This window comes from Kribbella sp. NBC_00382 (genome assembly GCF_036067295.1).
Taxonomy (GTDB): Bacteria; Actinomycetota; Actinomycetes; order Propionibacteriales; family Kribbellaceae; genus Kribbella.
The window spans coordinates 5,731,045-5,756,884 of the sequence record NZ_CP107954.1; the positions used below are offsets into that span (position 1 = coordinate 5,731,045).

Below are 25,840 nucleotides of genomic sequence, written 5' to 3' on the forward strand. Positions count from 1 at the left end.
GAGGGCGAGAGGCCTGGAATAGGCTGGGGGTATGCAATTTGCGACGTTGAGTGCGGGGGAAGTGCCTGGGGTTCCGACTCTTGAGGAGCTGCGGGCGATGAAGCCGCTGCAGCAGCCCGAGTGGCCGGATCAGGGTGCGTTGGAGCAGGTCATCGGGCAACTCAGGACGTTGCCGCCGCTGGTGTTCGCGGGTGAGTGCGACGACCTGACGACCAAGATCGGTGCCGTCGCGCGCGGTGAGGCGTTCCTGCTGCAGGGTGGTGACTGCGCCGAGACGTTCGACGGGGTGACCGCCGAGAACATCCGGGCCAAGCTCCGGGTACTGCTCCAGATGTCCGTCGTACTCCAGTACGCCGCGAGCGTGCCGGTCGTGAAGGTCGGGCGGATCGCCGGGCAGTACGCCAAGCCGCGCAGCTCGGGCGACGAGACCCGCAACGGCGTGACGCTGCCGTCGTACCGGGGGGACGCGGTCAACGGGCTGGAGTTCACCGAGAAGTCGCGGATCCCGGACCCCGAGCGGCTCCGTGGCGTCTACAACGCGGCCGCCGCGACGCTCAACCTGACCCGCGCGTTCACCACCGGTGGGTACGCCGACCTGCACCAGGTGCACGCCTGGAACACCGACTTCGTGAAGTCCTCGCCGGTCGGCCAGCGCTACGAGCAGCTGGCCGGTGAGATCGAGCGGGCGCTCGCCTTCATGCGCGCCTGCGGGGCGACCGCCGACGAGTTCAAGACGGTCGACTTCTACGCCTCGCACGAGGCGCTCATCCTGGAGTACGAGCACGCCCTGACCCGGATCGACTCGCGGACCGAGCTGCCGTACGACGTGTCCGGGCACCTGCTCTGGGTGGGGGAGCGGACCCGCCAGCTCGACGGCGCGCACGTGGAGTTCCTGTCGACGCTGAGCAACCCGCTCGGCGTCAAGATCGGCCCGACCACGACCCCGGAGTACATCCGCGCGCTGATCGACAAGCTGAACCCGAAGGGCATCGAGGGCCGGCTGACCTTCATCACCCGGATGGGCGCGGGCAAGATCCGCGACGGGCTGCCGCCGCTGCTGGAGGCGGTCCGCGACCACGGCTCGCCGATCGCCTGGGTCTGCGACCCGATGCACGGCAACACCTACGAGACGCCGAACGGCTACAAGACCCGCAACTTCGACGACGTGATCGACGAGGTGCAGGGCTTCTTCGACGCGCACGAGCAGGTCGGCACCTGGCCGGGCGGCATGCACATCGAGCTCACCGGCGACGACGTCACCGAGTGCCTCGGCGGCGGCGAGGAGCTGGTCGCCGAGGACCTGGTCAACCGCTACGAGACCGCCTGCGACCCCCGCCTCAACCGTCACCAGTCGCTCGAGCTCGCCTTCCTGGTCGCCGAACGCCTCCGAGGCGCACGAGCATGAGCCGGTACTACGCAACGCCGGCGGTCGGCGCGATCGCCGGCGTTGCGTCAGCGGGTCGCCCGGCGACGGGAGCGTGTGCGGCGTGATCGACCTTCGCTCCGACACGGTGACCAAGCCGTCCGCGGGGATGCTGGCGGCGATGACGAGTGCTCCGCTCGGGGACGACGTGTACGGCGAGGACCCCACGGTCACCGAGCTCGAGGAAACGGTCGCCGCGCTGCTCGGGCATGAGGCCGGACTCTTCACGGTGACCGGCTCGCTGGCCAACATCCTCGGCGTCCGGGCACTCGTTGCTCCGGGCTCCGAGGTTCTCTGTGAGGCGAGCGCTCACATCGCACGAGCCGAACTGGGCGCACACGCCGCCGTAAGCGGAGTCACCACGCGGACCTGGAGCGCACCGGGCGGCCAGATCGACCTGGACCAGATCCGCGCCCTGATCGCCCCCGACCTCGGCCCGTACTTCGTGCAGACGGCAGCCGTCTCGGTCGAGAACACCCACAACTTCGGCGGCGGCGCGATCCAGCGCTCGTACGACGCCCTGGCCGACGAGTTGGACTCGATCGGCATGCCGCTCCACCTCGACGGCGCCCGGCTGTGGAACGCATCGGTCGCCTCGGGCATCTCGATGAAGGCGTATGCCTCCCGAGCAGCCGCCGCCAGCGTCTGCCTCAGCAAAGGCCTAGGCGCCCCGATCGGCTCCGTGCTGGTCGGCTCGGCCGAGCTCGTCAAGGAGTCGCGGGTCTGGCGCAAACGCCTCGGCGCCGGCTGGCGGCAGGCCGGCGTACTGGCTGCGGCCGGTCTCTACGCGATCCAGAACAACGTCGAGCGTCTAGCCGAGGACCACGCCAACGCCCGGCAGATCGCCGAGATCCTCGCTGACGCGGCCCCCGGCTCGATCAAGCCGGACCAGGTCGACACCAACATCGTCGTCGCCGACCTTGCCGCCACCAGCAAGACGGTCGCGGAGGTCGTCGCGGGAGCGAAGGCGGAGGGCGTCCTGGTCGGCGGAGTAGGCGCTACGCAACTCCGCCTGGTCACCCATCTGGATGCATCGGCCACGGACTGCCGCCGCGCAGCCGAAGTGGTCGCAAGTCTCTTGCACTGATGGCAGTTCGCAAGATTCCGGTACCACCTGCCGGGTGCTGACAGTTGCCGGTCGGCAGGTACGCTCAATGCTGTCTGGTCGGTCAGTTCGGGGAGTGCCGTGCGAGAGATCGTCGTGTTCAGTGGCAGTGCCCATTCCAGCCTTGCCAAGCAGATCTGCGCCGATCTCGGTGTGGACCTGTCGCCGGTGGAGATCCACCGGTTCAGCAATGACTGCCTACAGGTCCAGCTGCAGGTGAACTGCCGCCAGCGGGACGTCTACATCGTCCAGCCGCTGGTTCCGCCGACCCAAGAGCACCTGATGGAGCTGCTCTTGATGATCGACGCCGCCAGGGGTGCCTCGGCCGCTCAGATCACCGCGGTGATGCCGCACTACGCCTATGCGCGCTCGGACAAGAAGGACGCGTCGCGGATCTCGATCGGCGCCCGCCTGGTGGCCGACCTGCTCGTCGCGGCCGGTGTCGACCGGGTGCTGACGATGACGCTGCACGCACCCCAGGTGCACGGGTTCTTCTCCGTACCCGTCGACCACCTGACCGCGATCGGCGTACTGGCCGAGCACTTCCGCGGTACCGACCTCACGAACACCGTTGTCGTCAGCCCCGACCTGGGCAACGCGAAGACCGCGACCCAGTTCGCCCGGCTGCTCGGCCTGCCGGTCGCCGCGGGCAGCAAGCAGCGGCTGTCCGACGACCGGGTGGTGATCGACGCGATCGTCGGCGACGTGGCCGGCAAGAAGGCGATCATCCTGGACGACGAGATCGCCACCGGCGGCTCGATCATCGAGCTGCTCGACCGGCTGAAGGACCTCGGCTGCACCCAGGCCGCCGTCGCGACCACCCACGGACTGTTCGCCGGCAAGGCGGTCGAGCGGCTGCGCTCGCATCCGTCGATCACCGAGGTGATCAGCACCGACACCGTGCCCCGCCCGGACGGCTTCCCCGAGCTGCAGGTCAGCTCGGTCTCCGGCCTGTTCGCCGAGGCGATCAAGCGCATCCACGACGGCGAATCGGTCAGCAGCCTCTTCGACGGCGTCGACCCGACCCACGCCCCACCGCAGCCCAAACTGCCTTTCTAGCTGTGCCGTTTTAGAGGTCGATCCGCATCACATAGCGCCGCAGCGTCGGATGGCTGACTTCCTTGAAGCCGGCCTCCTCGAAGACGCTGTAGTGCCCGACATGCAGCTCACCCCACGGCACGTCCTTCCCGGCCGCCGGCAGCATCGGATACCCCTCCAATGCCCGGGCACCACGCTCCCGGGCGTAGTCGATCGTCGCGCGAGCCATCCCGTAGCTGACCCCTCGCCGCCGATACCCGAGCCGCGTGACGAAGCAGGCGATGACCCAGACCGAGTCGTCCTCCTTGTCCTCGTTGCGGCCCTTCCACGGCACCGGCGTACGCCCGAGGAATCGCGGGTACGCCGTCCGCGGTTCCACCGCACACCACCCGACCGGCTCGTCGTCAAGGTAGGCGACCAGCCCACTCGTCTGCCGGGCCCGCGGGTTGTCGCAGTTTGTCTGCTCCCGCATCAGCCCGGCCCGCTCGGGCTCGGTGGTCACATTCCACATCCACCCGCGCGTCTTGAACCGCTGGCAATGACACTGCCCGGCGTCGCTGTCGCCCAAGACGGCCTGCAGGTCCTCCCACGACGCCTCGTTCGCCGGCCGGAACGTCAACTGCTCGGCAACGGAGTCGAGCGTCATCGCGGCGGCTCTTCACCGGTCAGCCCGTCCACCGTCTCGCGGATCAGGTCGGCGTGGCCGGCATGGCGGGCGTACTCCTCGATCAGGTCGATCAGAAGGCGGCGCAGGGTCGGGCTTTCGCCCCGGGAGTTCTTGTACTCCGCGAAGTGGTCCAGCCCGCCGTCAGCCAGCGCCCCGGCGACCGCTGCTCGCGAGCGGTCGGCCGCAGCGTTCCAGAGGTCGTAGAGCTGCTCTGCCGTGTCGTCCGCGGCCGAGTGCCACTCCCACTCGGAGTCGGCATCCCAGTCGACCGCGTCCCAAGGCGCTCCCAGTTCCGTCCCGAGCAGCCGGTGGGTGAAGTACTCGTCCTCGCACAGCCCGAGGTGCTTCAGCAGCCCGCCCAGAGTCATCGTCGACGGCGGATGCGACTTCTGCAGGCCGGCGGAGTCCAGGCCGCCGCACTTCCAGGCGAAGATCCTGCGTTGCCGCTCCAGCGAGCCGAGCATGGTCTCGAGCTCGGTCCCGGCGATCGGCGCTTCGTGCGGAAGGTTGTGATCAGTCATGATCCGGACGTTAATATCCAATGCGGACGTTCTGCTTCCGGGAAGGGAGGTTGACTGGTGATTGTGGACGAACTGAGCCCGACCGCCAAGGCGTTGATGGCGCTGGAACTGATCCAGGACAACCCCGGGATCAGCGGTGAGCGCCTCGGCCAGCGGCTCGGCGTGACGGACCGCGCCGCCCGGCGGTACGTCGGAATCCTGCGCGAGGCCGGCATCCCGATCGAGTCCACCCCGGGCCGGTACGGCGGGTATCGCGTCGGCCGCGGATTCCGCCTGCCGCCGTTGATGTTCTCAACCGCCGAGGCACTCGGACTGATGATGGCTGCGCTCGAAGGCCACCACCGTGCGTCCGACCCCGAGGACCCGGCCGGGAGCGCGCTCAACAAGATCATCCGCGTACTACCGAAGCCGGTCGCCGAGCCCGCCGAGTCGATGCGCCGGATCGTCACCCCACGCCAGGCGGCTGAGGGCACCTACCCGAACCCGGAGACGACCGCAGCCCTCGTCCAAGCCTGTACTGCGGCCCGCCGCCTCCGCATCGGTTACACCAGGGGAGACCGCGACCCGATCACGATGGACGTCGACCCGTGGGCCGTCTCCGTCCGTCAGGGACTCTGGTACCTCCTCTGCTGGTCTCACACCAAGGACGCCCAGCGAGTACTCCGCGTCGACCGCGTCACCACCACCGAGCTGCTGGACGACACCTTCGACCCACCCGAGGACCTGAACCCCGTCACTGCCATCGAGGACCACTTCGCCCAAGGCTGGCGCTATCGGATCGAGGTGGTGATCGACGCGCCACTCGCGGAGATCGTCCTGGCCCGCAAACTCGGCCGGCTGGAACCGATCGACGAGACGCACACCCGGCTCATCGGCAGCACCGATGAGCCGGACTGGTACGCCTACCGCCTTGCGTTGCTCGAAGCAACCTTCTCGGTGATCGAGCCACCCGAGCTCCGCGAGGCACTCCACACCCTCGGCCAACGCCTCCTCAAAGCCTCCGAAGGCTGATCACCCGGCACAGGCAGATGTCGTGCGGAAATGTCGGCGTCGGAGGTACTTAACCGAGTTCGAGCGTCGTGGTCGCGAAGATCCCCGCCTGATCCACGTACGGCGGCGGGCCGCCCGCGTACATCCGCGCGCACTCAAAACTCGGCGACAGCCCGAGCTTCTCAACCAGCTTGACCCCAGCCGCGTTCACATCCGGTACGTCGATCGCCACCTCTTCACCCGGCGTTGCGAGGCCGGCCACGACCGCCTCCGCGATGCCATCCGAAGCTGCGTAGAGCGGTCCGATCCGCGCGCCGCTGTCGGTCGGCCGCAGAACGCCGAAGCCGACCAACTCACCGTCCTCAAGCGCAGCCACCGACCGATGCCCCGGCAAATTCACCCAGAGCGCCAGAAACGCCTCCCGCTCCGCCGGAAAGAACCGCCGGTCATACTCAGCCACCTGCCGAAACGGCACCGTCCGCCCATCCACCAACACAACCCCCGCCGGCCCGCCGCCTCCACCCGCGGCGGCGAAGCCGGCGTGTGGTGTGCCGGAGTAGCGGATGTGGTTGAAGGCGTGCTTGAAGCCCGACTTCCGGTAGTTGTCCTGTTGATCGACGACGCCGTCGAGTCCGATCGTGCGCTCGGTGAGGTGCGCCATCACCGCCTGCCAGAGAGCGATCCCGTAACCCTGCCCGCGCATCTCCGGCCGCGAGATGTAGAACCCGAGGAACCCGTACTCCCGCCCGTACCGAACCCCCGAGCAGCAAGCAATCGGCGAACCATCCACCCGGCCGACCAAGAACCCCGACGGGTCGGCCGCGCAGAACGCCAGCATGTCCGATCGCCCCGGATCCCACCCTTCGTCCGACGCCCACTGCCGCATCATCAAAAGCTCCGCCGCACTAGCCGCCGAGATCCCCAGGTCGCTCATAGGAGCGAGCCTATTTCACCCTTCGCAACACAACCGGTGCAGCCACTCCGGCTCGTGCCACCAGTACTCCGGGTCATGCGCGTGTGCCTGCTCAGCAGTCAGCGGCTGCGGGACGTTGCTAGCAGCAACCAACGCGGGTACCACCGACTGAGCCGTGAAGGGCGCGAGCAACTGCTCGACAGTGTGCAACTTCCCAGCCAGCATCACCTGCTGAGTCGCTGCCGCATGCGTGATGTCCGCCAGCGGATTCCCCCGTACGAACGACAGGTCGGCCTGCGCACCCGCCCGGACGACGCCGAGCTTGTCCTCGAGCGCCAGCCACTTGGCCGGATTCCGCGTCGCGGTCGTCAGCGCCTCGTACGGAGTGAACCCACCCGCCACCATCGATCGCAGATTGGCGTGCAGCGAGATGGCGGGATTGTCCAGCGGCGAGTCCGTACCGGAGATCACCAGCCCACCACCCCGATGGATCCGCAGCACCATGTCGACGTTGCCCGCGAGTAGGGCCCGCGTGGTCACCCCAGCCGGCCCGGCCGCCGCGGACACCTTGGCCTGCAATGCGGCGTACTCCCACGCCGGATACAGCGTCGTCGTCCGCACATCGTTCACCAGCGACGGATCATCGACGTGCGCCATCGTCGAGTTGAACAGCGTCGGCGTGACCGAGAGCCCCGCCTTGGTGAAGAGCGTGACGACATCGCCGTACGCCCGACCCAGCCGGCTGACCGTATGCGAGTAGCCGAGCCGGTTGGTCGCGCCGGTGTGCTCCATCCCGTCCATGCCGAGATGCTCAGCCGGGTACAGATAATGCGACGACAACTGCAGACCGAGCCGATGAACGGCCGCGATCACCCGCCGCTGGTACTCGACCGGCAACCGCACATACGTCTTCACCAGGTCGTATGCGAGCCCTTCGACCCGGTCGAGCTCCATCCCGAGCTGCCGCACCGACAGCGTCGGTCGCATGAAGTTGTAGTAGACCCGCGACCCGTCGATCGCCTCACCGGTCGCGAAGTACCGCGGCCCGGTCAGCGACCCGTGCGAGAGCGCTTCCCGAGTCTCCTGCATCTGGTACGCCGGATCGCCCGGCGACCGTGTTGTCGTCACCCCGTACGCCAGCCAGACGTTCCCCTGCCGCGAACCCCAAGCGCGCCCTCGCAGATGCCAGTGGACATGCGCATCGATCAGCCCGGGCATCACGGTCAGCCCGCTCGCGTCGATGTCCGCCTTGCCGTGATGCGGCCGGACAGCAGCGATCTTCGAGCCGTCCACGACGATGTCGACGTCTTGCCGCAGCTCCTTGGCCCGACCGTCCCAGAGTGCCCCGGCGTGGATCGTGACGTGCTGGTTGATCGTCGGGCGCTGCCAGTGCAGGTCGAGCTTGACCGTCTGGGGCCGTGAGCCACGCCGGTCTGTCCGGCGGAGGTGTCCGTTGTGCAGGTAGAGCAGCGTCTGATCGTCCTGCCAGACAGGCGAGTCCGTTGCCTCTGAGGTGACTGCGCGTGGGCTGCCGGTGAAACGGCCGCGACGGTCGACGGGTGCGACGTACAGGAGACTCTCGACGACGAAGGCGAGCCACTTGCCGTTGGGGGAGAAGGCCGGCCCGTCGTCGCCTCGCGTCGCGAGGGAGCGGAAGGGCATTGGTTCGACGTACTCGAGAGCGGTGGATGCGACATCGACGTACAGGAGCTGGCTGGTGCCTTCGCGGAAGCGCTTCGAGAACGGCTTGACCGCGCCGAGCACGATCGTGCTGCCATCGGCGGACCAGCTCACCCGGCCGGGCTGGAAGAGCGTCGGGGTGAGCTGCCGGACCTCGCCCGACCCGAGGTCGAGCACCCAGGCAATCCCGTCCTGGTCCTGGTAGGCGATCTGCTTGCCGTCGGGGGAGTAGCGCGGCGCGGTCTGGGCTCCGGGCAACGATGAGAGCTTGCTGTCGGCGCCGGTCGCGAGATCGTGGGACCAGAGATCGGCCGTGCCGTCGCGATCACTTGCGTAGAGCAACGTCTTGCCGTCCGGCGCGAAGTCCGGATCGGAGTTGAAGTAGCCATCAGCAACGATCTTGCGTGGTTGCCCACGGCCACTGGTTGCCGCCAGCCAGAGGGCGTTCAGTGCCCGGAAGGCGAGCCAGCGGCCGTCGGGGGAGACGGTCGGGCAGGCGATACCGAGGACCGGCCGGCGCTTGGTCGATTCGAGCTCCGGCGACTTCGGCCGCGGCCGGCGCGACGTCACCGGCACGACGGCGGTGAAGGCGACGACGGTGTCCGCATTGAGTTTCCGTACCAGGCCGTCAGCCGTGTAGAAGAGTTCGCCGGTGGAGTCCCAGGAGGGCGGCAGGGCGAAGACGTCCTTCCCGCTCGTCACCGCTTGCTCGCCGATCGCCAGGTCGCTGGCCGCGCCGGTCAGCCGTGCGTAGGCGAGCTGCCCGGTGGGTGAGTACGCCGGTCCGTAGACGGTGCTGCCGGTGCGCGCTGCGACCGCAGTACGGCGTTGTCCCGTGGTCAGATCCAGCTCGATGATCGAGGACGCGTCGACGGTGAACGCGATCTTCTTCCCGTCGGGGGAGTAGACCGGCTCGGCCTCTTCGCTCGGATCGTCGGTCAGCGCGACGATCGCGCCGGTGGCGAGGGTGAGCCGGTGGATCCCGTAGCTCCCGTTGCCACCGCGGTCCGACGAGAACACCACCGACTTCCCGTCGGGCGCGATCATCGGCTCCCGATGATCGAAGCGCCCGGTCGTCAGCTGCCGCAACCCGGACCCATCAGGCCGGATCGTCCACAGGTGGAAGTTCCCGTCCCGATAGGACTGGAAGATGATGCTGGCGCCATCGGGCGCCCAGCGCGGCCGGGTCGCATCCTGCAGGTCATCGGTGAGCCGGCGCGACTGGCCGCCCGCGGCCGGCGTCACCCAGATCGCCGTCACCAGGTCGAACGCCAGCCATCGCCCGTCAGGCGATACCGACACCATGAAGTTGGTTCCCTGGGTCAGGCTCGCCGATCCTCCGGTACTTCGAGGCGCGGCGGCCGGTGAAGCGTCGGCGGAGCCGATCGGCAAGGCGCCGGCGACGGCCGCTCCACCAGTCAGCTGCAGCGCCCGGCGCCGCGACACACTCCAGATTCCAGGGTCCTCGGTATTCATGACAGCGTCCAATCCCTCGGGGCGGTGGGGACTCCTTCGAACCTGCCACTGCGATCCGGATCCGTTGAGGCCGCCCGGCGTGCCGCTCGATGAACGGCCGGTTCGCTGCGACGAACGGCAGCGCTCTATCGTCGGCGCCATGAAATCTGTGTCGCCCAAGGCCCGGGCCGTATCACCCAAGGCCGGGGCTGGGATCGCCGCCGCCGCATCTGTGGTGATCGCGCTGGCCGCCGCTCTCGCGGTCGACAGCCGCCTCGACCGCCACTGGATCCTGCGCGGGATCACGCTGGTGGTCGCGCTGGCCTGCGCGGCCGTCCTGCTGGCCGACAATGCCCGCAAGGCCCGCGTAATCATCGGTTTGGTCGGGGTGGTGATGTTCGGCGTGATCTTCCCGGTGAGCTCGACCACCTGGTCCCAGCCCCCGGAGATCAAGTTCGCCCTCTCGGTAGCGGACGACGCAAAGGCCGCGGCCCAGAAGCAGTCCGCCAGTACGGTCACCATCGCCGACGTCAAGGCCGCGGCCGAATCCCGCGGCGGCGCCGTCGGCACCCTCAAGACCGACCGCAGCCCGACGGTCCGCGGCGCCGACGCCTACCCGCTGATCATCCGCGCGAAGCAGGACCAGGGCCGGCCCTGGTCCTGCCTCACCTTCGTACACGGTCTGGACGCCAAGGTTCGCGCCTGCTGATCAAGCCTTACCTAGGGGCCGGGATCGCCTCCGCGGCGTCGAACCAGGTGGTCAGGTCGGTCGTGCTGCGGGCGAGCCGGAGAGTGTGAGCCACCTTGACCAGGTCGGCCTGATTGACGGTGCCGCCAAGGCTCTGGATGGTGACCTGTACGCCGTGCCCTTCCATCCGGACCGCCGTCTTCGGATCCTTGCCCGGGGTCGGTCCGGAGCCGCTGTCACCCGCGATGCCGTCGCCGACGAACCAGGCGTCCATCCCATTGATGTTCAGGTCGGGTTTCGGCGTCGGCCCCTTTGACAGGGAGTTCCAGAACTTGCTGGTGTTATAGGTGATTCTCAGGTCGTCACCCGGCTTCGGGTCCCAGGGCGAGTGCCGGTAGGACGGATCCTTCGCCCGCGGCCGGTAGCCCGTCGAGGCGTCGCCATCGGACAGCACGGTGATGAAGTTCTGTCCGGACCCGGCAACCTCACCGATCGGGCTCTGGTACGTGACCCGGTTCGGTGCGAGCCCCGCCGGCAGGAAGCCGATCTTGTACGGCGAATCGAGCCGTCCGCCGGTCGAGATCGCCCTGGCCAGCTGCAGCGCTTTCGGCAGATCGACCCTCCAGGGGCTGTCGAGCTGGGGGATCCGGGGCGTGCCCTTCTCGAGCTGCGTCTCGCAGCTGACCAGTGCCCACAGGCCACGGGCCGGCTGCCAGGCGACGGTCTTCACCGGATAGGTCATGAATCCCTGCATGAGACCGCTGTCCGGCTGAGGAACGAGCGGCTTGTCCTTGGTCGAGGTGATGATCCGGCCCTTCGCGCCGTTGATGTCCACCGTCGGGCTGTCGACGGGGATCGTCGTCGGGTCGAAGTCGCCGTTGCGATGCGCGGTGACCAGGCAGCTCGCACCCCACGGACCTCGAGCCTTGTCGAGCTCCCAGGACTGCCGGTTGGGGGTGCTGACGCGCGGATTGATCCGCATCGACTTGAGCGTCGGCACGTTGATCCAGGGCGTCCAGGCGGAGGCAGGGGCCGGCTGGGCCGCCTGCTCGGCGGAGATCAGTAGAGGCCCACCGATGGCAGCGGCGGCGGTCGCGAGAACGGCGCCAAGGACGAGCGGTGTGCGGGTTCGGCGTACCGGCTTGGTGTCGGGGGTGAGGGCGGCGAGGATGTCGTCGGCCGTCGGGGCCGAGTCGGCCAGGTGGTCGAAGGCGGTGCGGAGGTCTTCCTCAGTGCGCATGGGTTACTCCGGTGTGCTGAAAGGATGTGGGGTTGGCGAGCTCGATCCGGAGGGCGGCCAGGGCGCGGGAGGCGTGGGCGCGGACGTTGCTGGCGGAACAGCCGAGGGTCTCGGCGATCTCCGGATCGGACAGTCCGCCGAAGTACCGGAGTACGAGTACTGCGCGTTGGCGGCGGGGGAGCTTGGCGAGCTCGGTGATCAGCTCGTCGCGGTCGGCCTGCTGGTCGGCGTGGTCGGCGACCGACTCGCTCGCGAAGATCTCCGGCCGGGGAACGAACCGGGACCACTTGCGGCGCCAGGACAGGTACTCGTTGACCACCATCCTGCGCAGGTAGGCATCAGGGCTGTCGGCCGCGGCGACCCGGTCCCAGTGCCGGTGCGCCTTGATCGCGACGTCCTGCACCAGGTCCCCGGCGAGATCGCCGGATCCGCACAGGACGGTCGCGAACCTGAGCAACTTGGGCAGCCCCACCCGGGCCCATTCGTCGAACGTCACGCCGTCTCCTCGTCCGGGCCGGCTGGTGCCGGCCTGTACCACTAAAGACTGCGCCCGGGTCGGATCTGCTGTCCCGCTCTGGTGACCAGAGTGTGAGAAATCGATTTCTGATCCTGCGGTGGCGGAACTTAGGCTCGGGCGCATGACTTTTCCGAACCTGTCCGGGATCAGCGCGGTCGTCGACGTCCAGACCCGCTCCATCAGCGCGGAGAACCCGACCGGCGAACCCGGCCAGGGCGGTCGGCGTACCGAGGGAACCGGGGCTCACGCGTCGCGCGAGCTCGGGGTCGGCTGGAAGGTGTCGCCGTCGATCGAGATCGCGGCGGGGGAGACGGTGACGCTCGCGGACATCGCGGGGCCGGGCTGCGTCACGCACTTCTGGCTCACCACGCACAGGGACAACTGGCGTCGGCTGGTCCTGCGCGGTTACTGGGACGGCGATGAGGAGCCGGCGATCGAGGCTCCGGTGGGGGACTTCTTCTGCTCCGGGTGGGGGCAGTTCGCGCAGGTGAATTCGCTGCCGGTCGCGGTGAATCCGAATGGTGGCTTCAACTGCTATTGGGAGATGCCGTTTCGGTCGCAGGGTTTGCTGACGCTCGAGAACACGGCCGACACGTCCGTGGTCGTCTACTTCCAGGTGGACTACTGGCTGGGTGCGGTTGCCGAGGGATCGGCGTACCTGCACACGCAGTGGCGGCGGAGCAATCCGCTGGCTTCTGGAGCCGTGCATACGCTGTTGGATGGCGTGGAGGGACCGGGGCATTACGTGGGGACGTATCTGGCGTGGGGTGTGAACAGCAGCGGGTGGTGGGGTGAGGGAGAGGTCAAGTTCTACGTCGACGATGACGACGAGTTCCCGACGATCTGTGGGACGGGGACCGAGGACTACTTCGGCGGGGCGTGGAACTTCGACCTTGGGGCGGACCGGGGTGGGTACACGGAGTTCAGTACGCCGTACCTCGGGTTGCCGCAGGTTCTGCGGCCGGACGGGCTGTACCAGAGTCAGCAGCGGTTCGGGATGTACCGGTTCCACCTGCCTGACCCGATTCGCTTCCGGACGCGGCTGCGGGTCGACGTACAGGCGCTGGGGTGGCGGTCGGGTGGGCGGTACCTGCCGCTGCAGGACGACATCGCGTCGACTGCGTTCTTCTACTCCACTGCTACGTCCACTGCGCGGCCGCTGGCGCCGACTGCTGACGTGATGGAGATCTGCTAGCTGCCTTAGGGGAATGGCAGCGGGTGCTCTTTAGGGGATTGGCAGCGGGTGGTCTAGTGCTGAGGCGGTGAGGACGACCAGGGCTGTGGTCCAGGCGAGGGGTGCTTCGCCGGCTGGCTTGAGGTCGCGGTTGACCTTCTCCGGGAGCGAGCCGGTGGTGGTGCGGTGGGCGTCGAGCCAGGCGAGCAGGTGGTTCGCCGTACCTTGGTCGCCACGGGCGGCCGCGCTCAACGCGAACAGGGCGGTCTGTGGAGTCCAGGTGACTCCGTCGGTGCGCCATTGCTCGCCTGGGGTGACGCCGCCGTTGGGCTGGGTGAGTACGTCGCGGGAGTGCTCGATTGCCTTCGTCACGACGTCGCGGGCCGGCGCGAAGGGCGGGCCGAGGACGGTGACGATCGCGTCTGCGCCGCCTTCTAAGGTGATCGGTTCGATGCCGGGCTCGAGGAAGCTCGTTGCCTTTGCAGGCGTGCGTGGGTAGGTCGGACCGAAGTGCTTGTCGGTTGCTTTGGCGAGTCGGTCGAGTGCTGTTTGCCAGTGTTCTGTTTGGTCGCTGTGTTTGAGAGTTCTCGCTATCGCGATGCCGGAGCGGAGACCGGTGAGGAGTGGGGCGATGGTACCTAGGGTGACCTGCTTTTCCGGGCGCTCCCAGTAGTCGGGGGAGGGGGCCGGGAGGCCGCTCTTTTGGAGCTCGGCGACGATCTGGTCGCCTGACTCTTTGACCATCGGCCAGTACTTGGCCATCGGGTTGGTGCTTTCCGCGCCGCTTGCTTTCGGCTGGGTTTGTCCGCAGAACCAGGTTGCCCAGAGGACCCAGCCTGAGCCGTCGAGTTGGGGCTCGCGGCCATCTTGGGGTTCTTTGCCATCCGGAGCGGAGTACCGGGCGGCCCAGCGACCTTGGGTTGGCCTTATTTTGTTGAGGAATCCGAGTACTTTGTCGGCTTCGGTGTACTGGCCGACCGAGCAGCGCGCGGCCGCGACGAACGACGCGTCCCGCGGCCAGACGAAACGCCACGGCCCGTTCCAGCCGGCCAGGGTCGCGCCGTCGGGGAGAGTGAGGGCGTCGAGGTCGATCAGGGCGTCGCGGATCAGCTCTGGTCTTGCCAGGTCAGCCGAGTTGGTCGGTTCCTCGATGCGGGTCGGGCCGGCGCGGCCGGTGATGCCCTCGGCAACTAGTTGGGGTTGGGGGTTGCGGTGGAGGTTGGATGCGGTGCCGGTGGCGAGGACGGCGAGTAGGAGTGCGATCACGGCGTACGGGAACCAACGCACGCGTCGCGCGCTGTTGTCGCGCATCTCGCCCTCCCTTCTACTGTCCTAGGTGCTGGACCTCGGCCTCGAACTTGCGCCGGGGTGCCAGTTCGACCAGGTACATCGCCGACATGACCAGTGCGCCGCCGATGAGCATCCGGCCGGTCACACTCTCCGTTCCGAAGACTACGGCGAAGGCCGAAGCGAACACCGGCTCCATTGTCATCGCGATCGCTGCCCGGGTCGGTGTGAGGTGTGCCTGCGCCCAGGTCTGCACGATCAGCGCGACCGCGCCGGCGATCAGGGCCATGTATATGACCGCGATCCAGTCTCCCGCACCGCTCGGCAGCGAGAACCCACCGGGGATGGCGCCGACGCCGCAGACAACGGTGATCGTAACCATTTGCAACGCCGACAACCCGAACGCGTTCGATGGCGTCGACCAGGCCCCGAGCCCGATGATGTGCAGCGCATACAGCCCCGCCGAGGCGAGCGTCAGCAGCTCACCGGTCCCCATGCTGAACCCACGCAGCGACAGCACGCCGAGCCCCACGGTCGCCAGCACGACCGCGACCCACGCCCACTTGCCGATCTTGTGCCGCAGAATCACCGCGGCCAGGAGTGGGGTGAAGACGACATACATACCGGTCACAAACCCGGACACACTGGCTGATGTGTGCCTTAGTCCTTCGGTCTGCACGAGCTGCGCGACGCCGTACATGATGCCCAGGGCAACACCTCGGCCTCGATCCAGCCGGCTGAGCTTGGAGATCGCCGGCGGATGAATCGCGATCAACGCGACCGCCGCGATCGCGAACCGCAACGCCAGGTAATCGGCCACGTCCATCCGCGTCAGCAGATCCTTGGTCAAGAAGAACGTCGACCCCCAAGCCGCCGCCACCGCAAGCAAGGCCAACACAGCAACACGCGACCGATTCACTACCAAAGCCTCTCAGACACCTGACGCATCCAAGGAATCGCGTGCCTGTGAGTACCCCCACGCTGCTTCGCTGTTCGCTCCTTCGTCGCTCACTACTCGGCGTTCCCACCCACCCTTGGTATGCGCGCCTGCGTCGCGCGGATTTGAGAGTAGGCACCCTCGGGCCGTGGGCTGACTGTCTGGCGGGCTTGCTGGGAGCCGGAGTGCTCCGCCGTGGGGTGCTGGCCCGCGGTGCCCCGCCTTGCTGTCCATCCCTGCACTACGCAACTAGGTGGAAACTTTTCGTCGTCAGGTGCAAGTTAGTTACCGCGTAGAGCGGCGGTCCAAGGCCTGGTCGGCGAACTGGCGACCAGATGCGACAAGTTCCGTACCCGGTTGGCGCGCCAGAACGTCGAATACCCGCAGCGCGGCCGAACGACTGCACAACTCGCTCGCCGGCATGGAACGGACGGGCGACGGACTCGTGATCATCACCTACACCGCCGCCTCAGACAGCCCCACCGCCTAGGCGCTCCGCATCCTGTCCAACTGGGCCACCACCCCCACGCCCCTGTCCTGCCGACAGGTCAGCCGCCAGTCAGGAGGAGTAGGAGGCCGGAGATGATGAGGCCTGCTTCGACGAGGATGACGAAGACGTTGACGGGTAGTCGGTCGAGGACTTTCTTGCCGGTCCAGGCGCCGCTGGCTGCGGCGGGTGCGAGCGCTAGGCCGATCAGCCCGGTACGCCAGGTGAGGACGGCGGCTGCGCCGAAGACGACCAGTTTGGTGAGATGCATGACGACTGCCGAGGCGGCTTCCGTTCCGATGTAGGCGCCGCGGACCATACCGCGAGCTAGGAAGAACGGGGCAACCATCGGACCGACGCTGCCGACCAGCGCCGAGCCGAATCCGGACGCGGCACCCAATGCGGCGAACCCACGATCGCCGACCCTGGCAGTGTTTGGGCGCACCCGGCGCCAGACGACCATGGCGAGCAGGAACAGTCCGATGACGCGGGTCAGGGCTTGGAGCGGTGCGCTGGTCAGCAACAGCGCACCGGCCACCGCGGCGGGTACGGCGCCGGCGGCGAAGATCCTGACGAGCCGCCGGTCGACTTCATGCCGGTTGAACCAGACCCGGCTGCCGTTGCTGGCCAACTGCGCGACTGTCAGTACGGCGACCGCGTCGCGAGGACCAAAGACCGCGACGAAGACCGGCAAGAGCAAGACACCGCCACCGAAGCCTGCGACGGCCGACAACAACGCAGTACCGAACGACGCAACAATCAAGAGTGCGCCCAGCAACAGCTCGCGCGTCATAGCGCGAGCCTCGCAGACAGCGGGGTTCGGTTGCCTTAGGCGTCGCGATGCCGGCTGTGGTAACTAACTTGCACGGAGCGACAATTAGTTTCCGTCCAGACCTATAGGTCAAGGGCGCTGCATCCGAATTCGGGAGACCTGACGCATGACACTGCCGGCCGTTCAGATTGGTGTGGTTGCGCCGTTGAGTCGGCCTGGGTGGGTTGAGGCTGGGGCGAATTTGGTTGCTGGGATGGAGCTGGCGGTTCGGGATGTGAATGAGGGTGGGGGGATCGCCGGGCGGACGTTGGAGTTGGTGGTGCGGGATACCGCTGCTGATCCGGTGAAGGCCGTGGCAGCTGTCGACGAACTGGCTCAGCTGGGGGTGGCTGCGTTGGCGGGGGAGTATCACAGCGTTGTCGCTCATGCGGCTGCTGCGAGGGTCGATGCGCTCGGGGTGCCGTTCCTGTGTTCTTCGGCGGTACTTGATGCGCTTACCGAGGAGCCGACCGACTGGGTTGCGCGGATTGCGCCGCCGCAGTCTCGGGGGTGGCGGCTCTACGCGGATTACCTGCTCGTCGCGGGACACAGTCGGATCGCAGTGGCGGCACAGCCGAGTGTGTACTGGGCAACCGGTACCGGCATCCTGCGGGAGTACTTCACCGAACGCGGCGGCACCGTCATCGAACTCGACGCAAGCGCGCTCACTCCCACAGCCTTGTGCGACGAGCTCGTCGACAGCGGCGCGACAGCTCTCCTCCTGCTGGTCGGCCACCCGGAGCCGGCCGTGCCGATCGTCAAGGCTGTACGCCGAGATCAGCGTCTCGCCGGGATCCTGCTGGGCGCTCCGGCCGGCCAACCGGAGTTCGCCGAATGGGCGGAGCTGCTGGGCGACGATGGCGCCGGGATCCCCTTCCTGCGCTACCTTCCCGAGCACCTGACCCCGCTCGGCGTACGAGTCCGCGAGCAGTTGCCGGAAGCCCCATCTTTCGTCGCGTTCGAGGGCTACGACACGATCACCGTCCTCGCCGACCTACTGCGCTCCCACGGCCCCGACCGCGACCGCATCGCGGCCTCCTGGCCAACCGTCGACGTCGACGGCACCCGCGGAAAGATCCAATTCGCTCGCGTACCAGGCATCACCGTCTGGCAATGGCCAACAACCCCCATCCAGATCGTCGACCGCGACCCAGCCGCCCCCGATCGTTTCCGAATCCTCCACACCGCCTGACCCCGCTCGATCTCAACGAGGACTGGGGAGGATCTTGCCCCCGGATCGGCGCAATCGCCTCCGCAACTGCGGGCAGAATCCTCCCCAAGCCCAATTCAGACGCTGTGGCTGACGGAGACGACGGTTGTCGGCATGGGGCGGACCACTCGACGGCGGCGCGCCTCGCACACCGCAACCTCCGCAGCACAGTCACCTCGACGACGGCGTGCCCGAAAGTCGTGTGCCTCGCCGGATGAGTACTCCGGCGAGGCACACGTGGGGGATGACTGGGCTAGGCGATCTGGCGGCGGTACGTGCGGATTGCGAAGAGGTAGCCGACGATGAGGATGCCTAGGCACCAGGCCAGGGCGGCCCAGATGTCGTTGCCGACGGGCTGTTCGGCGAACAGGCGCTGGATGGTGTTGACGATCGCGGTGACCGGCTGGTTCTCGGCGAAGGCGCGGACCGGGCCCGGCATCGTGTCGGTGGGGACGAAGGCCGAGCTGATGAACGGCAGGAAGATCAGCGGGTACGAGAACCCCGCGGCGCCGTCCACCGACTTGGCCGACAGACCGGCGAGGATCGCGATCCAGGTGAGGGCCAAGGTGAAGAGCAGCAGGATCCCGGCCACTGCGAGCCAGGCGAGCGGGCCTGCTGAGGTACGGAATCCCATCACCAGGCCGACCAGCACGATGATCACGACCGAGATCGCGTTGGCGACCAGTGAGGTCACCACGTGTGCCCACAGCACCGACGAGCGGGCGATCGGCATGGAGTGGAACCGCTCGAAGATGCCGCTCTTCATGTCGGTGAACAACCGGACGGCCGTGTACGCGATGCCCGACGCGATCGCGATCAGCATGATGCCCGGCAGCAGGTAGTTGATGTACTTCTCGTTGCCGGTCTTGATGGCTCCGCCGAGCACGTAAACGAACAGCAGCATCATCGCGATCGGGGTGAGCGCGGTCGTGATGATCGTGTCCGCGCTGCGGAAGATGTGGCGGAGCGATCGGCCCAGCAGTACGCCGGTGTCGCCCAAGAAATGCGTTGTCATGACTGGACCTCCTTGCGGTCGTTCCCCACCAGCGCGAGGAAGATGTCTTCGAGGGACGGCTGCTTCTCGACGTACTCGACCTTGGCCGGCGGGAGAAGCTGCTTGAGTTCGGCGAGCGTGCCGTTGGCGATGATGCGGCCCTGGTGCAGTACCGCGATCCGGTCGGCGAGTTGCTCGGCCTCGTCGAGGTATTGCGTGGTGAGCAGCACGGTCGTGCCACTCTTGGCCAGCTCCTGCACCACCTTCCACACGTCGATGCGTGCTTCGGGGTCGAGCCCCGTCGTCGGCTCGTCGAGGAAGATCACCTGCGGCTGCCCGATCAGGCTCATCGCGATGTCGAGCCGCCGGCGCATACCACCGGAGTACGTCGAAACCTTCCGCGAACCCGCATCGACGAGGTTGAAGCGAGTGAGCAGCTCGTCGGCCACCTGACCGTGGTTCTTCAGGTGCCGCAACTTGGCCACCATCACCAGGTTCTCGCGACCGGTCAGAATCTCGTCGACCGCCGCGAACTGCCCGGTCAAGCTGATCGACTCGCGTACCCGGCGCGGATCAGCCGCGACATCGAACCCGTTGACGGTGGCAGTACCGGCATCCGACTTCAGCAAGGTCGACAGGATCCGCACGATCGTGGTCTTGCCCGCTCCGTTCGACCCGAGCAGCGCGAAGATGCTCCCCGGCGCCACCTCGAAGTCCACACCCTGCAGCACCTTCAACTCCTTGAACGACTTCTCCAGCCCCCGTACCTGGATCGCCGCGCCTTCTACCGTCGCCATCAGACCGCTCCAACCGTCGCCATCACCAATGTGCTCATGACGACCATGCTGTCGCTCGCCCCTGACACGGCGCTGACACGGAGCACCCGCGAAAAAAGACCCCCACGCTGCCTCGCGGTCCGCTCCTACGTCGCTCCCCGCTCGACGCTCCCGCCCACCCGTGGTTTGCGCTCCTACGTCGCGCGGCTCGAGAGTCGGCACCCGGCCGCCCGAATCCGACCCGCCATGAGCTGACCCCGCCCCGATCGGCGGAAACGCGCACGCGATGTACCTGCTCTGGGGATGGCGAGTGGCCGGGCGGTTTACGGATGGAGAGCCGGTTATGGATGCTTTGGTGAGGGAGCTTCGCTAGCCGGCGCGATCTTGCCCGTTCGGTTCGCGGCACCTGACGGCGGAGTGCGCGGCCTCGTTAGCTCGCGGCACGGAGGGCCCTTTGCCTGGCGGGTGCCTACTCCCGGTTCGCGCGACGTAGGAGCGCAGACCATGGGTGGGTGGGAGCGCCGAGTAGTGAGCGACGGAGGAGCGAGCGGCGAGGGGGCGTGGGGGATGCTCCGGTGGGGCATGCTGGTGGGGTGAGTGCTAAGGGTGAGTACAGCCGGGACAGTGACTACATCTCTACTCGGGTTACCGCGGATGGGCGGGATGGGTATCCCGTGGAGGCGGGGCGGTATCGGTTGGTGGTGGCTCGGGCTTGTCCGTGGGCTAATCGGGCGATCATCGTGCGGCGGTTGCTTGGGTTGGAGGATGTGTTGTCGATCGGGTTTTGTGGGCCGACGCATGATGAGCGGAGTTGGACGTTTGATCTTGATCCGGATGGGGTGGATCCGGTGTTGGGGATTCCTCGGTTGCAGGATGCGTATCTGAAGCGGGATCCGGAGTATCCGAAGGGGATCACGGTGCCGGCGATCGTTGATGTGCCGACGGGTGCTGTGGTGACCAACGACTTTGCGCAGATCACGCTGGACCTGTCGACGGAGTGGACGGCGTACCAGCGTGAGGGGGCTCCCGACCTCTACCCGCAACAGTTGCGCGGTGAGATCGATGAAGTTGCCAAGCGCATCTATACCGAGGTCAATAACGGGGTTTACCGGTGTGGGTTCGCGGGGTCTCAAGAGGCTTACGAGGCGGCATACGACCGGTTGTTCGTAGCGCTCGACTGGTTGTCCGAGCGGCTACAGGATCAGCGGTATCTCGTGGGGGACACGATTACCGAGGCGGACGTGCGGTTGTTCACTACGTTGGTTCGGTTCGATGCGGTGTACCACGGGCACTTCAAGTGCAATCGGAACAAGCTGACCGAGATGCCGGTGCTGTGGGCGTACGCGCGGGATCTGTTTCAGACGCCGGGGTTCGGTGACACGGTCGACTTCGTGCAGATCAAGGAGCACTACTACGTGGTGCACACCGGGATCAATCCGACGCAGATCATCCCCAAGGGGCCGGATCTGTCGGGCTGGCTCACGCCGCACGGGCGGGAGGCGTTGGGTGGCCGGCCGTTCGGTGACGGTACGCCGCCGAGCCCGACCAGCGGCGGGGAGCAAGTACTGGCGGGCCACGGCGCCGGCTGAAGACCGGCCAGCCGCAAGCCTCGGCCTGCACCAGCAATCCAGGCCCAGTTGCGGCCTAGGCTTGGGTTATGAGCTTCTCGCAGGCTGGGTCGAATCGTCCGGAGTGGTTCAAGGTTGCTTCGGCTCAGGGCGGGGAGGGGGTAGACACCCCCGCCGGTGTGCCGGGCGGGGACTCCGACGTGCAGGAGCGGCAGCGGCAGGGGGCGGTTTCCCAGGCTGGGCCGCCTGGATTGAGCCGGTTGCTCAGTAGTGAGGAGCGGCGAGCGGTGGCTCGGGCCGCTGGACGGCCGAATACCGCCGCGGCGGCGCTCCGGGATGTGGTGACCGATCTTGATCTGATGCTGCTGCAGGCGGCGAAGCATGTGCGCGACAGCGGCGGGAAACGGTCCCGCCGCAAGTTCCGGAAGGCCGTGCCGCAGCTCGTGACGGCGGCCGAGTTGGCTGAGCTGCCGCTGGGTGAGGTTGCTGAGTTCCTCGGGGTCTCGGCGCAGGTGATGGACGAACTGCTGCCCCGCCTGGTCGAGGTCGGTGGGATCGGTCCCGATGACCGGGCCGCGGTGTTGCAGGGGATCGAGGAGCTGAGGGATCAACTGCAGCAGGTCCAGATCGGGGTGGATCACTCGCTGCTCGACCGGTTGATCGGCGTGGTCCTGCGGTTCACGCTGCTGATCGGGATTGCGATCGCGGCGACACCGCTCGGCGCGTTGGCGGTCGGGGACCCGGTGATGAACGAGGCGATCAAGACCGGCGTGATCGCCTTGGTGGCGCTGGCCCTACAACAGTTCGCGGACCTGGTCGCGGCTGCCCGTGATCGAGACGCCGACCAGACGCTGGCGACCGAGGCACATGCCGCGCTGCTCGCCGAGTTGACGGCTGCGGCGAGCCTGGCCGACGTACCGGCGTACGACGGAGAGCATGCGGTACTGCGGTTCCGCCTCGAGTTGCGCTGTGCCCGGGCGCGAGTCGCCGTACTGCCGCTGACCTGGCCCGACAAGGAGCAGTACTGGCTCGAGCTCGACCAAGTACTGCGATCCCTGCACAACGCGGAGTTCACCGACTTCGACGTCCAACGCCGCGTACTCCGAGAGCTGACCCCCTCGAACGGTCAGGGTGCCGGTACCTCGGAGAACGGCTGACCGTGGAGGTCGGCGAGGAAGGTCAGGAGCGCTTCGGTTACCTCGGCCGGGCGTTCCTCGGGGATCCAGTGGCCACAGCCTGGTAGGTCTAGTACGCCGCGGAGGTCGGGGACGATCTGGGGGAGTTGCTCGATGAAGTCCGGCGGGTAGAAGGTACGGACCACGTCGTCCCCGCCGGTGATGAAGAGGGCCGGCGGGGTGATCTGCGCGCCTTGCCAAGCTGCGGTGAGCGCCCAGTTGCGGTCCATGTTGCGGTACCAGTTCAGCGGGCCGGTGAACCCGTTTCGCTTGTACTGCCTGGCGTACTCGTCGATGTCGTCCTCGGTCAGCCAGGACGGAAGCTGGTCGACGTCGCGGGTGCCCGCGAGGAAGCCGCCGCCGGTGTTCACCGAGCTCAGGCCGGCCATCACGCGGCGGAAGCTCTGGGGGAGATCCGCGTTGAGTTCGGCGTCGGCGATACCGGGTTCCTGGAAGTAGATCTGGTAGAAGTCCGGGCCGAAGTTTTCACGGACAGATGTGAGAGTCGGTACCGCTCCACGCTGCGTCGGAGGTACGGACAACCCCGCGACGCCACGTACGAGATCCGGCCGTAGTAACGCCGTGTGCCAGGCGACCGGGGCACCCCAGTCGTGGCCGACGACCACGGCGCTCTCCTCGCCGAGCGCGTGGATCAGCGCGACGACGTCACCGACCAGGTGAAGGATGGAGTAGTCGGTGATTTCAGGCGGAGCGTCGGTACCGCCGTAGCCGCGCTGGTCCGGTGCGACGACCCGGTAGCCAGCGTCGGCCAGCGGCTGGATCACGTGCCGCCAGGCGTACCAACTGTCGGGGAACCCGTGCAGCAGCAGGACCAAAGGTCCTTCACCCTGCTCGGCGACGTGCATGGTCAGACCGTTGACGCTCAACTCGCGGTGAACGAGGCTCAAGATGGACTCCAATCCAAGTCATCCCGAGGCTATCTCGTTGCACAACGCAACAGTCTTGAGGGCCATCGACGTACGCAGACAGCGAGAGCGAAAGTAGGCACTCGACAACGATGAGGCGGAGGTCTCGCGAGCTGCCCGGGTTGCGCTTCGCTGCTGCGGCTCAGGCATGTAGAGCGCCGGAGCGACGGAGGAGCAAGGCAGCGTGAGTGTTTTTACAGGACCGTGACGGTGATGGTGGTGCCTGGTTTGGCCATTTGGCCTGCGGCGGGGGATTGGCCGGCTACCAGGTTGAGGCCCAGGTTGAAGGGGGCTTTTTCGACCTTCACCTGGAAGCCGGCCTCGGTGAGGATCTTTTCGGCGTCGGCTAGTTTCTTGCTGCGGACGTTCGGGACCTTCCGCAACGCCGGGCCCTTGGAGACGACCAGCGCGACCTTGTCCTTGGCGAAGAGCGTTCCGTTGTTGGGGGTCTGGGAGATGACCCGCCCCTCAGGGATCTGCTCGTCGTACTGGTCGGTGCGGGTCACCGTGAAGCCCGCCTTCTTCAGCGTTCGCGTCGCCTCGCGGACCGGCTTGCCGGTTTGGTCCACCACTGTGATCGGGCGCTTGCCCTTGCTGATGGCCAGGTTGACCGAGTCGCCGGGCTTCATCACCGAGTCGAACTTCGGCGAGAAGATGATCACCCGGCCGGTCGGGATGGTCTCGCTGTAGGCCTGGCTGATCTGGCCGACGTTCAGCTTGATCGATTCCAGCGCGCGTCGAGCCGCGTCCTCGTCGAGTCCCTTGAGTTGCGGTACGCGGTAGCGCTCAGGACCCTTGGAGACGGTGAGTTCGACCTCGCCCTCCTTGCGGATCCGCGAGCCGGGCTCGGGGTTGGTCGCCATGACCGCCCCCTTCGCTACGTCCTCCGAGTAGTCCTGGTTCGCCAGTTTGGTCGTCAGCCCGTACTTTGCCGCCTCGGTGTTCGCCTCGGCCGCCGTCAGGTTCAGCAGTACAGGCGTCGAGGTGTAGCGGTGTACGCCGTAGAACCAGGCCGCCGACCCGACACCGATCGCCAGCGCCAGTACTGCGATCAGCGCGATGAACCCCCGCCCACGACGCTCAGGCCGCCGAGCCACCGGCGCACCACCAGCGCCCGGCCCACCACCTGCGCCCTGCCGAGTCGCCGACAGTGGTCGCAACTGGGGTTGAGCAGGCTCGTACGGTACGACGATGGTGTCGTTGCGCGGCGGCTGCTCCACCCGCTCGACGTAGGCGTTGCCGCGTGAGTACCCGTCGTCGTACTCGTTGTCCTGGCGCATCTGCTGGATCGGCACGGTGAGGTCGCCGGTCAGCTCGGGATCGTCCGGCAGCCCTTCCTCGATCGCGCTGCGGACCCGGTGGACCTGACGGCTGAAGACCCGCGCGTCGGCCGGCCGGAGATCGCGGTCGCGCGCCGTGGCCCGCTGCACCAGCGCATCGACGTACGGGGGAATGCCCGGTACGAGTTGCGAAGGCGGCGGTACATCGGCGTGGACGTGCGCGTACGCGACCTGGATGGGCGTATCGCCGGTATGGGGCTTGCTGCCGGTCAGCAACTCGTACAGGAGGATCCCGGACGAGTAGACGTCCGACCGTGCGTCGGCGCGGCCGTCCGTGACGAGTTCGGGGGCCAGGTACGAGACCGTGCCCATCAAGAGGCCCTGGGTGGCCGTGTTGCCGGTCGTGGTGACCGCGCGGGCGAGGCCGAAGTCGGCGACCTTGACGGTGCCGTCGTTGGAGATGAGTACGTTCTCGGGCTTGATGTCGCGGTGCACGATGCCGGCGTCGTGGGCGGCCGAGAGCGCGGACAGTACGGGCGCGAGCAGGTCCAGCGCCCGCGCGGGCGGGAGCGGGGCCTGCTGGCGGATCACGTCGCGGAGCGTGCGGCCGGGGACGTACTCCATCGCGAGGAAGAGCGTGTCCTCGTCGGTGCCCTGGTCGAAGACTGCCACCACGTTCGGGTGCGAGAGCTTGGCGGCGGCCCGGGCCTCGGCGACGAACCGGCGGCCGAACTCGGCGTCGTCGCCCATCCCCAGATGCATCACCTTGAGCGCGATGATCCGGTCGAGCCGCATGTCGAGGGCCTCGTAGACGGTCGCCATGCCACCCTTGGCGACGCGTGAGCCCACGCGGTACCGCCCGTCGAGCACTCGCCCGACAAGGCGGTCGCCCACCTGGGTGCCTACGTCTTCCGTCACTTGCGGTGAGCCGCCTCTCAAAGCTGTCTGCCCTGAGAGTGTAAATAAACCGCAAGGTCG

At 67.4% G+C, this 25,840-nt stretch carries 22 protein-coding genes; 9 read left to right on the plus strand and 13 right to left on the minus strand.

What is annotated here, in order from left to right; genetic code table 11:
* The first annotated feature begins 31 nt into the window (after positions 1–31).
* The 3 genes from OHA70_RS27370 to OHA70_RS27380 all read left to right on the plus strand — a co-directional run bounded on the left by OHA70_RS27370 (position 32) and on the right by OHA70_RS27380 (position 3,587).
* Positions 32–1,405 carry a class II 3-deoxy-7-phosphoheptulonate synthase gene (locus OHA70_RS27370; RefSeq protein ID WP_328322527.1) on the plus strand — a complete coding sequence of 458 codons (1,374 nt, stop codon included), beginning with the start codon at positions 32–34 and terminating at the stop codon, positions 1,403–1,405.
* Between the two features lie 82 nt (positions 1,406–1,487).
* Positions 1,488–2,510, plus strand: coding sequence for a threonine aldolase family protein (locus OHA70_RS27375; RefSeq protein WP_328322528.1), 1,023 nt, complete (start codon positions 1,488–1,490; stop codon positions 2,508–2,510).
* 99 nt (positions 2,511–2,609) lie between these two features.
* A complete protein-coding gene (locus OHA70_RS27380; RefSeq protein ID WP_328322529.1) occupies positions 2,610–3,587 on the plus strand; it encodes a ribose-phosphate diphosphokinase in 978 nt (325 codons plus the stop codon).
* 10 nt (positions 3,588–3,597) lie between these two features.
* Here the strand turns inward: OHA70_RS27380 and OHA70_RS27385 are convergent, their stop codons facing one another.
* Both OHA70_RS27385 and OHA70_RS27390 read right to left on the minus strand, forming a co-directional pair.
* The gene (locus OHA70_RS27385) at positions 3,598–4,212 is read right to left on the minus strand and encodes a GNAT family N-acetyltransferase (RefSeq protein WP_328322530.1); all 615 of its coding nucleotides are present in this window, start codon (positions 4,210–4,212) and stop codon (positions 3,598–3,600) included.
* Positions 4,209–4,754 carry a mycothiol transferase gene (locus OHA70_RS27390; protein WP_328322531.1) on the minus strand — a complete coding sequence of 182 codons (546 nt, stop codon included), beginning with the start codon at positions 4,752–4,754 and terminating at the stop codon, positions 4,209–4,211. Before OHA70_RS27390 ends, OHA70_RS27385 begins: the two co-directional genes overlap by 4 nt.
* Before the next feature lie 57 nt (positions 4,755–4,811).
* Here OHA70_RS27390 and OHA70_RS27395 point away from each other — a divergent pair, with 57 nt between their 5' ends.
* The gene (locus OHA70_RS27395) at positions 4,812–5,765 is read left to right on the plus strand and encodes a helix-turn-helix transcriptional regulator (protein WP_328322532.1); all 954 of its coding nucleotides are present in this window, start codon (positions 4,812–4,814) and stop codon (positions 5,763–5,765) included.
* A 49-nt stretch (positions 5,766–5,814) separates the two neighbouring features.
* Here OHA70_RS27395 and OHA70_RS27400 read toward each other — a convergent pair whose 3' ends face one another.
* Both OHA70_RS27400 and OHA70_RS27405 read right to left on the minus strand, forming a co-directional pair.
* Positions 5,815–6,678 (minus strand): GNAT family N-acetyltransferase, encoded by an 864-nt coding sequence (locus OHA70_RS27400; RefSeq protein ID WP_328322533.1) that lies wholly within the window; start codon positions 6,676–6,678, stop codon positions 5,815–5,817.
* 15 nt (positions 6,679–6,693) lie between these two features.
* Positions 6,694–9,813: a DPP IV N-terminal domain-containing protein gene (locus tag OHA70_RS27405; protein ID WP_328322534.1), complete on the minus strand. Its 3,120-nt coding sequence runs from the start codon at positions 9,811–9,813 to the stop codon at positions 6,694–6,696.
* A gap of 139 nt (positions 9,814–9,952) precedes the next feature.
* Here OHA70_RS27405 and OHA70_RS27410 point away from each other — a divergent pair, with 139 nt between their 5' ends.
* Entirely contained in the window at positions 9,953–10,501 is a 549-nt protein-coding gene (locus OHA70_RS27410) for a hypothetical protein (RefSeq protein WP_328322535.1), read from the plus strand.
* A gap of 7 nt (positions 10,502–10,508) precedes the next feature.
* Here the strand turns inward: OHA70_RS27410 and OHA70_RS27415 are convergent, their stop codons facing one another.
* Positions 10,509–11,720 carry a hypothetical protein gene (locus OHA70_RS27415; RefSeq protein ID WP_328322536.1) on the minus strand — a complete coding sequence of 404 codons (1,212 nt, stop codon included), beginning with the start codon at positions 11,718–11,720 and terminating at the stop codon, positions 10,509–10,511.
* Positions 11,710–12,216, minus strand: coding sequence for a SigE family RNA polymerase sigma factor (locus tag OHA70_RS27420; protein ID WP_328322537.1), 507 nt, complete (start codon positions 12,214–12,216; stop codon positions 11,710–11,712). The genes OHA70_RS27415 and OHA70_RS27420 overlap by 11 nt, the downstream gene beginning before the upstream one ends.
* Positions 12,217–12,358: 142 nt before the next feature.
* Here OHA70_RS27420 and OHA70_RS27425 point away from each other — a divergent pair, with 142 nt between their 5' ends.
* A complete protein-coding gene (locus tag OHA70_RS27425; RefSeq protein WP_328322538.1) occupies positions 12,359–13,432 on the plus strand; it encodes a glycoside hydrolase family 172 protein in 1,074 nt (357 codons plus the stop codon).
* A gap of 30 nt (positions 13,433–13,462) precedes the next feature.
* On the opposite strand, the gene OHA70_RS27430 is transcribed toward OHA70_RS27425, so the two are convergent.
* The 3 genes from OHA70_RS27430 to OHA70_RS27440 all read right to left on the minus strand — a co-directional run bounded on the left by OHA70_RS27430 (position 13,463) and on the right by OHA70_RS27440 (position 16,915).
* Positions 13,463–14,722 (minus strand): glucoamylase, encoded by a 1,260-nt coding sequence (locus OHA70_RS27430; protein WP_328322539.1) that lies wholly within the window; start codon positions 14,720–14,722, stop codon positions 13,463–13,465.
* Positions 14,723–14,735: 13 nt separating this feature from the next.
* Entirely contained in the window at positions 14,736–15,617 is an 882-nt protein-coding gene (locus OHA70_RS27435; RefSeq protein WP_328322540.1) for a DMT family transporter, read from the minus strand.
* 566 nt (positions 15,618–16,183) lie between these two features.
* Positions 16,184–16,915: a sulfite exporter TauE/SafE family protein gene (locus OHA70_RS27440; protein WP_328322541.1), complete on the minus strand. Its 732-nt coding sequence runs from the start codon at positions 16,913–16,915 to the stop codon at positions 16,184–16,186.
* Between the two features lie 145 nt (positions 16,916–17,060).
* Between OHA70_RS27440 and OHA70_RS27445 the strand changes: the two genes are divergently transcribed.
* Positions 17,061–18,125 carry an ABC transporter substrate-binding protein gene (locus tag OHA70_RS27445; RefSeq protein ID WP_328322542.1) on the plus strand — a complete coding sequence of 355 codons (1,065 nt, stop codon included), beginning with the start codon at positions 17,061–17,063 and terminating at the stop codon, positions 18,123–18,125.
* A gap of 271 nt (positions 18,126–18,396) precedes the next feature.
* Here the strand turns inward: OHA70_RS27445 and OHA70_RS27450 are convergent, their stop codons facing one another.
* Complete coding sequence (locus tag OHA70_RS27450; protein ID WP_328322543.1) at positions 18,397–19,158, minus strand: ABC transporter permease; 762 nt, start codon at positions 19,156–19,158, stop codon at positions 18,397–18,399.
* Complete coding sequence (locus OHA70_RS27455; RefSeq protein ID WP_328322544.1) at positions 19,155–19,934, minus strand: ABC transporter ATP-binding protein; 780 nt, start codon at positions 19,932–19,934, stop codon at positions 19,155–19,157. The genes OHA70_RS27450 and OHA70_RS27455 overlap by 4 nt, the downstream gene beginning before the upstream one ends.
* 572 nt (positions 19,935–20,506) lie before the next feature.
* Between OHA70_RS27455 and OHA70_RS27460 the strand changes: the two genes are divergently transcribed.
* Together OHA70_RS27460 and OHA70_RS27465 are read left to right on the plus strand one after the other, a co-directional pair.
* Entirely contained in the window at positions 20,507–21,502 is a 996-nt protein-coding gene (locus OHA70_RS27460) for a glutathione S-transferase family protein (protein WP_328322545.1), read from the plus strand.
* Between the two features lie 68 nt (positions 21,503–21,570).
* Complete coding sequence (locus OHA70_RS27465) at positions 21,571–22,638, plus strand: hypothetical protein (RefSeq protein ID WP_328322546.1); 1,068 nt, start codon at positions 21,571–21,573, stop codon at positions 22,636–22,638.
* Here the strand turns inward: OHA70_RS27465 and OHA70_RS27470 are convergent.
* Positions 22,608–23,564 carry an alpha/beta fold hydrolase gene (locus OHA70_RS27470; protein WP_328322547.1) on the minus strand — a complete coding sequence of 319 codons (957 nt, stop codon included), beginning with the start codon at positions 23,562–23,564 and terminating at the stop codon, positions 22,608–22,610. The two genes, OHA70_RS27465 and OHA70_RS27470, sit on opposite strands and share 31 nt — an antisense overlap.
* Positions 23,565–23,776: 212 nt before the next feature.
* Entirely contained in the window at positions 23,777–25,780 is a 2,004-nt protein-coding gene (gene pknB, locus OHA70_RS27475) for a Stk1 family PASTA domain-containing Ser/Thr kinase (protein WP_328322548.1), read from the minus strand.
* Positions 25,781–25,840: the final 60 nt, after the last annotated feature.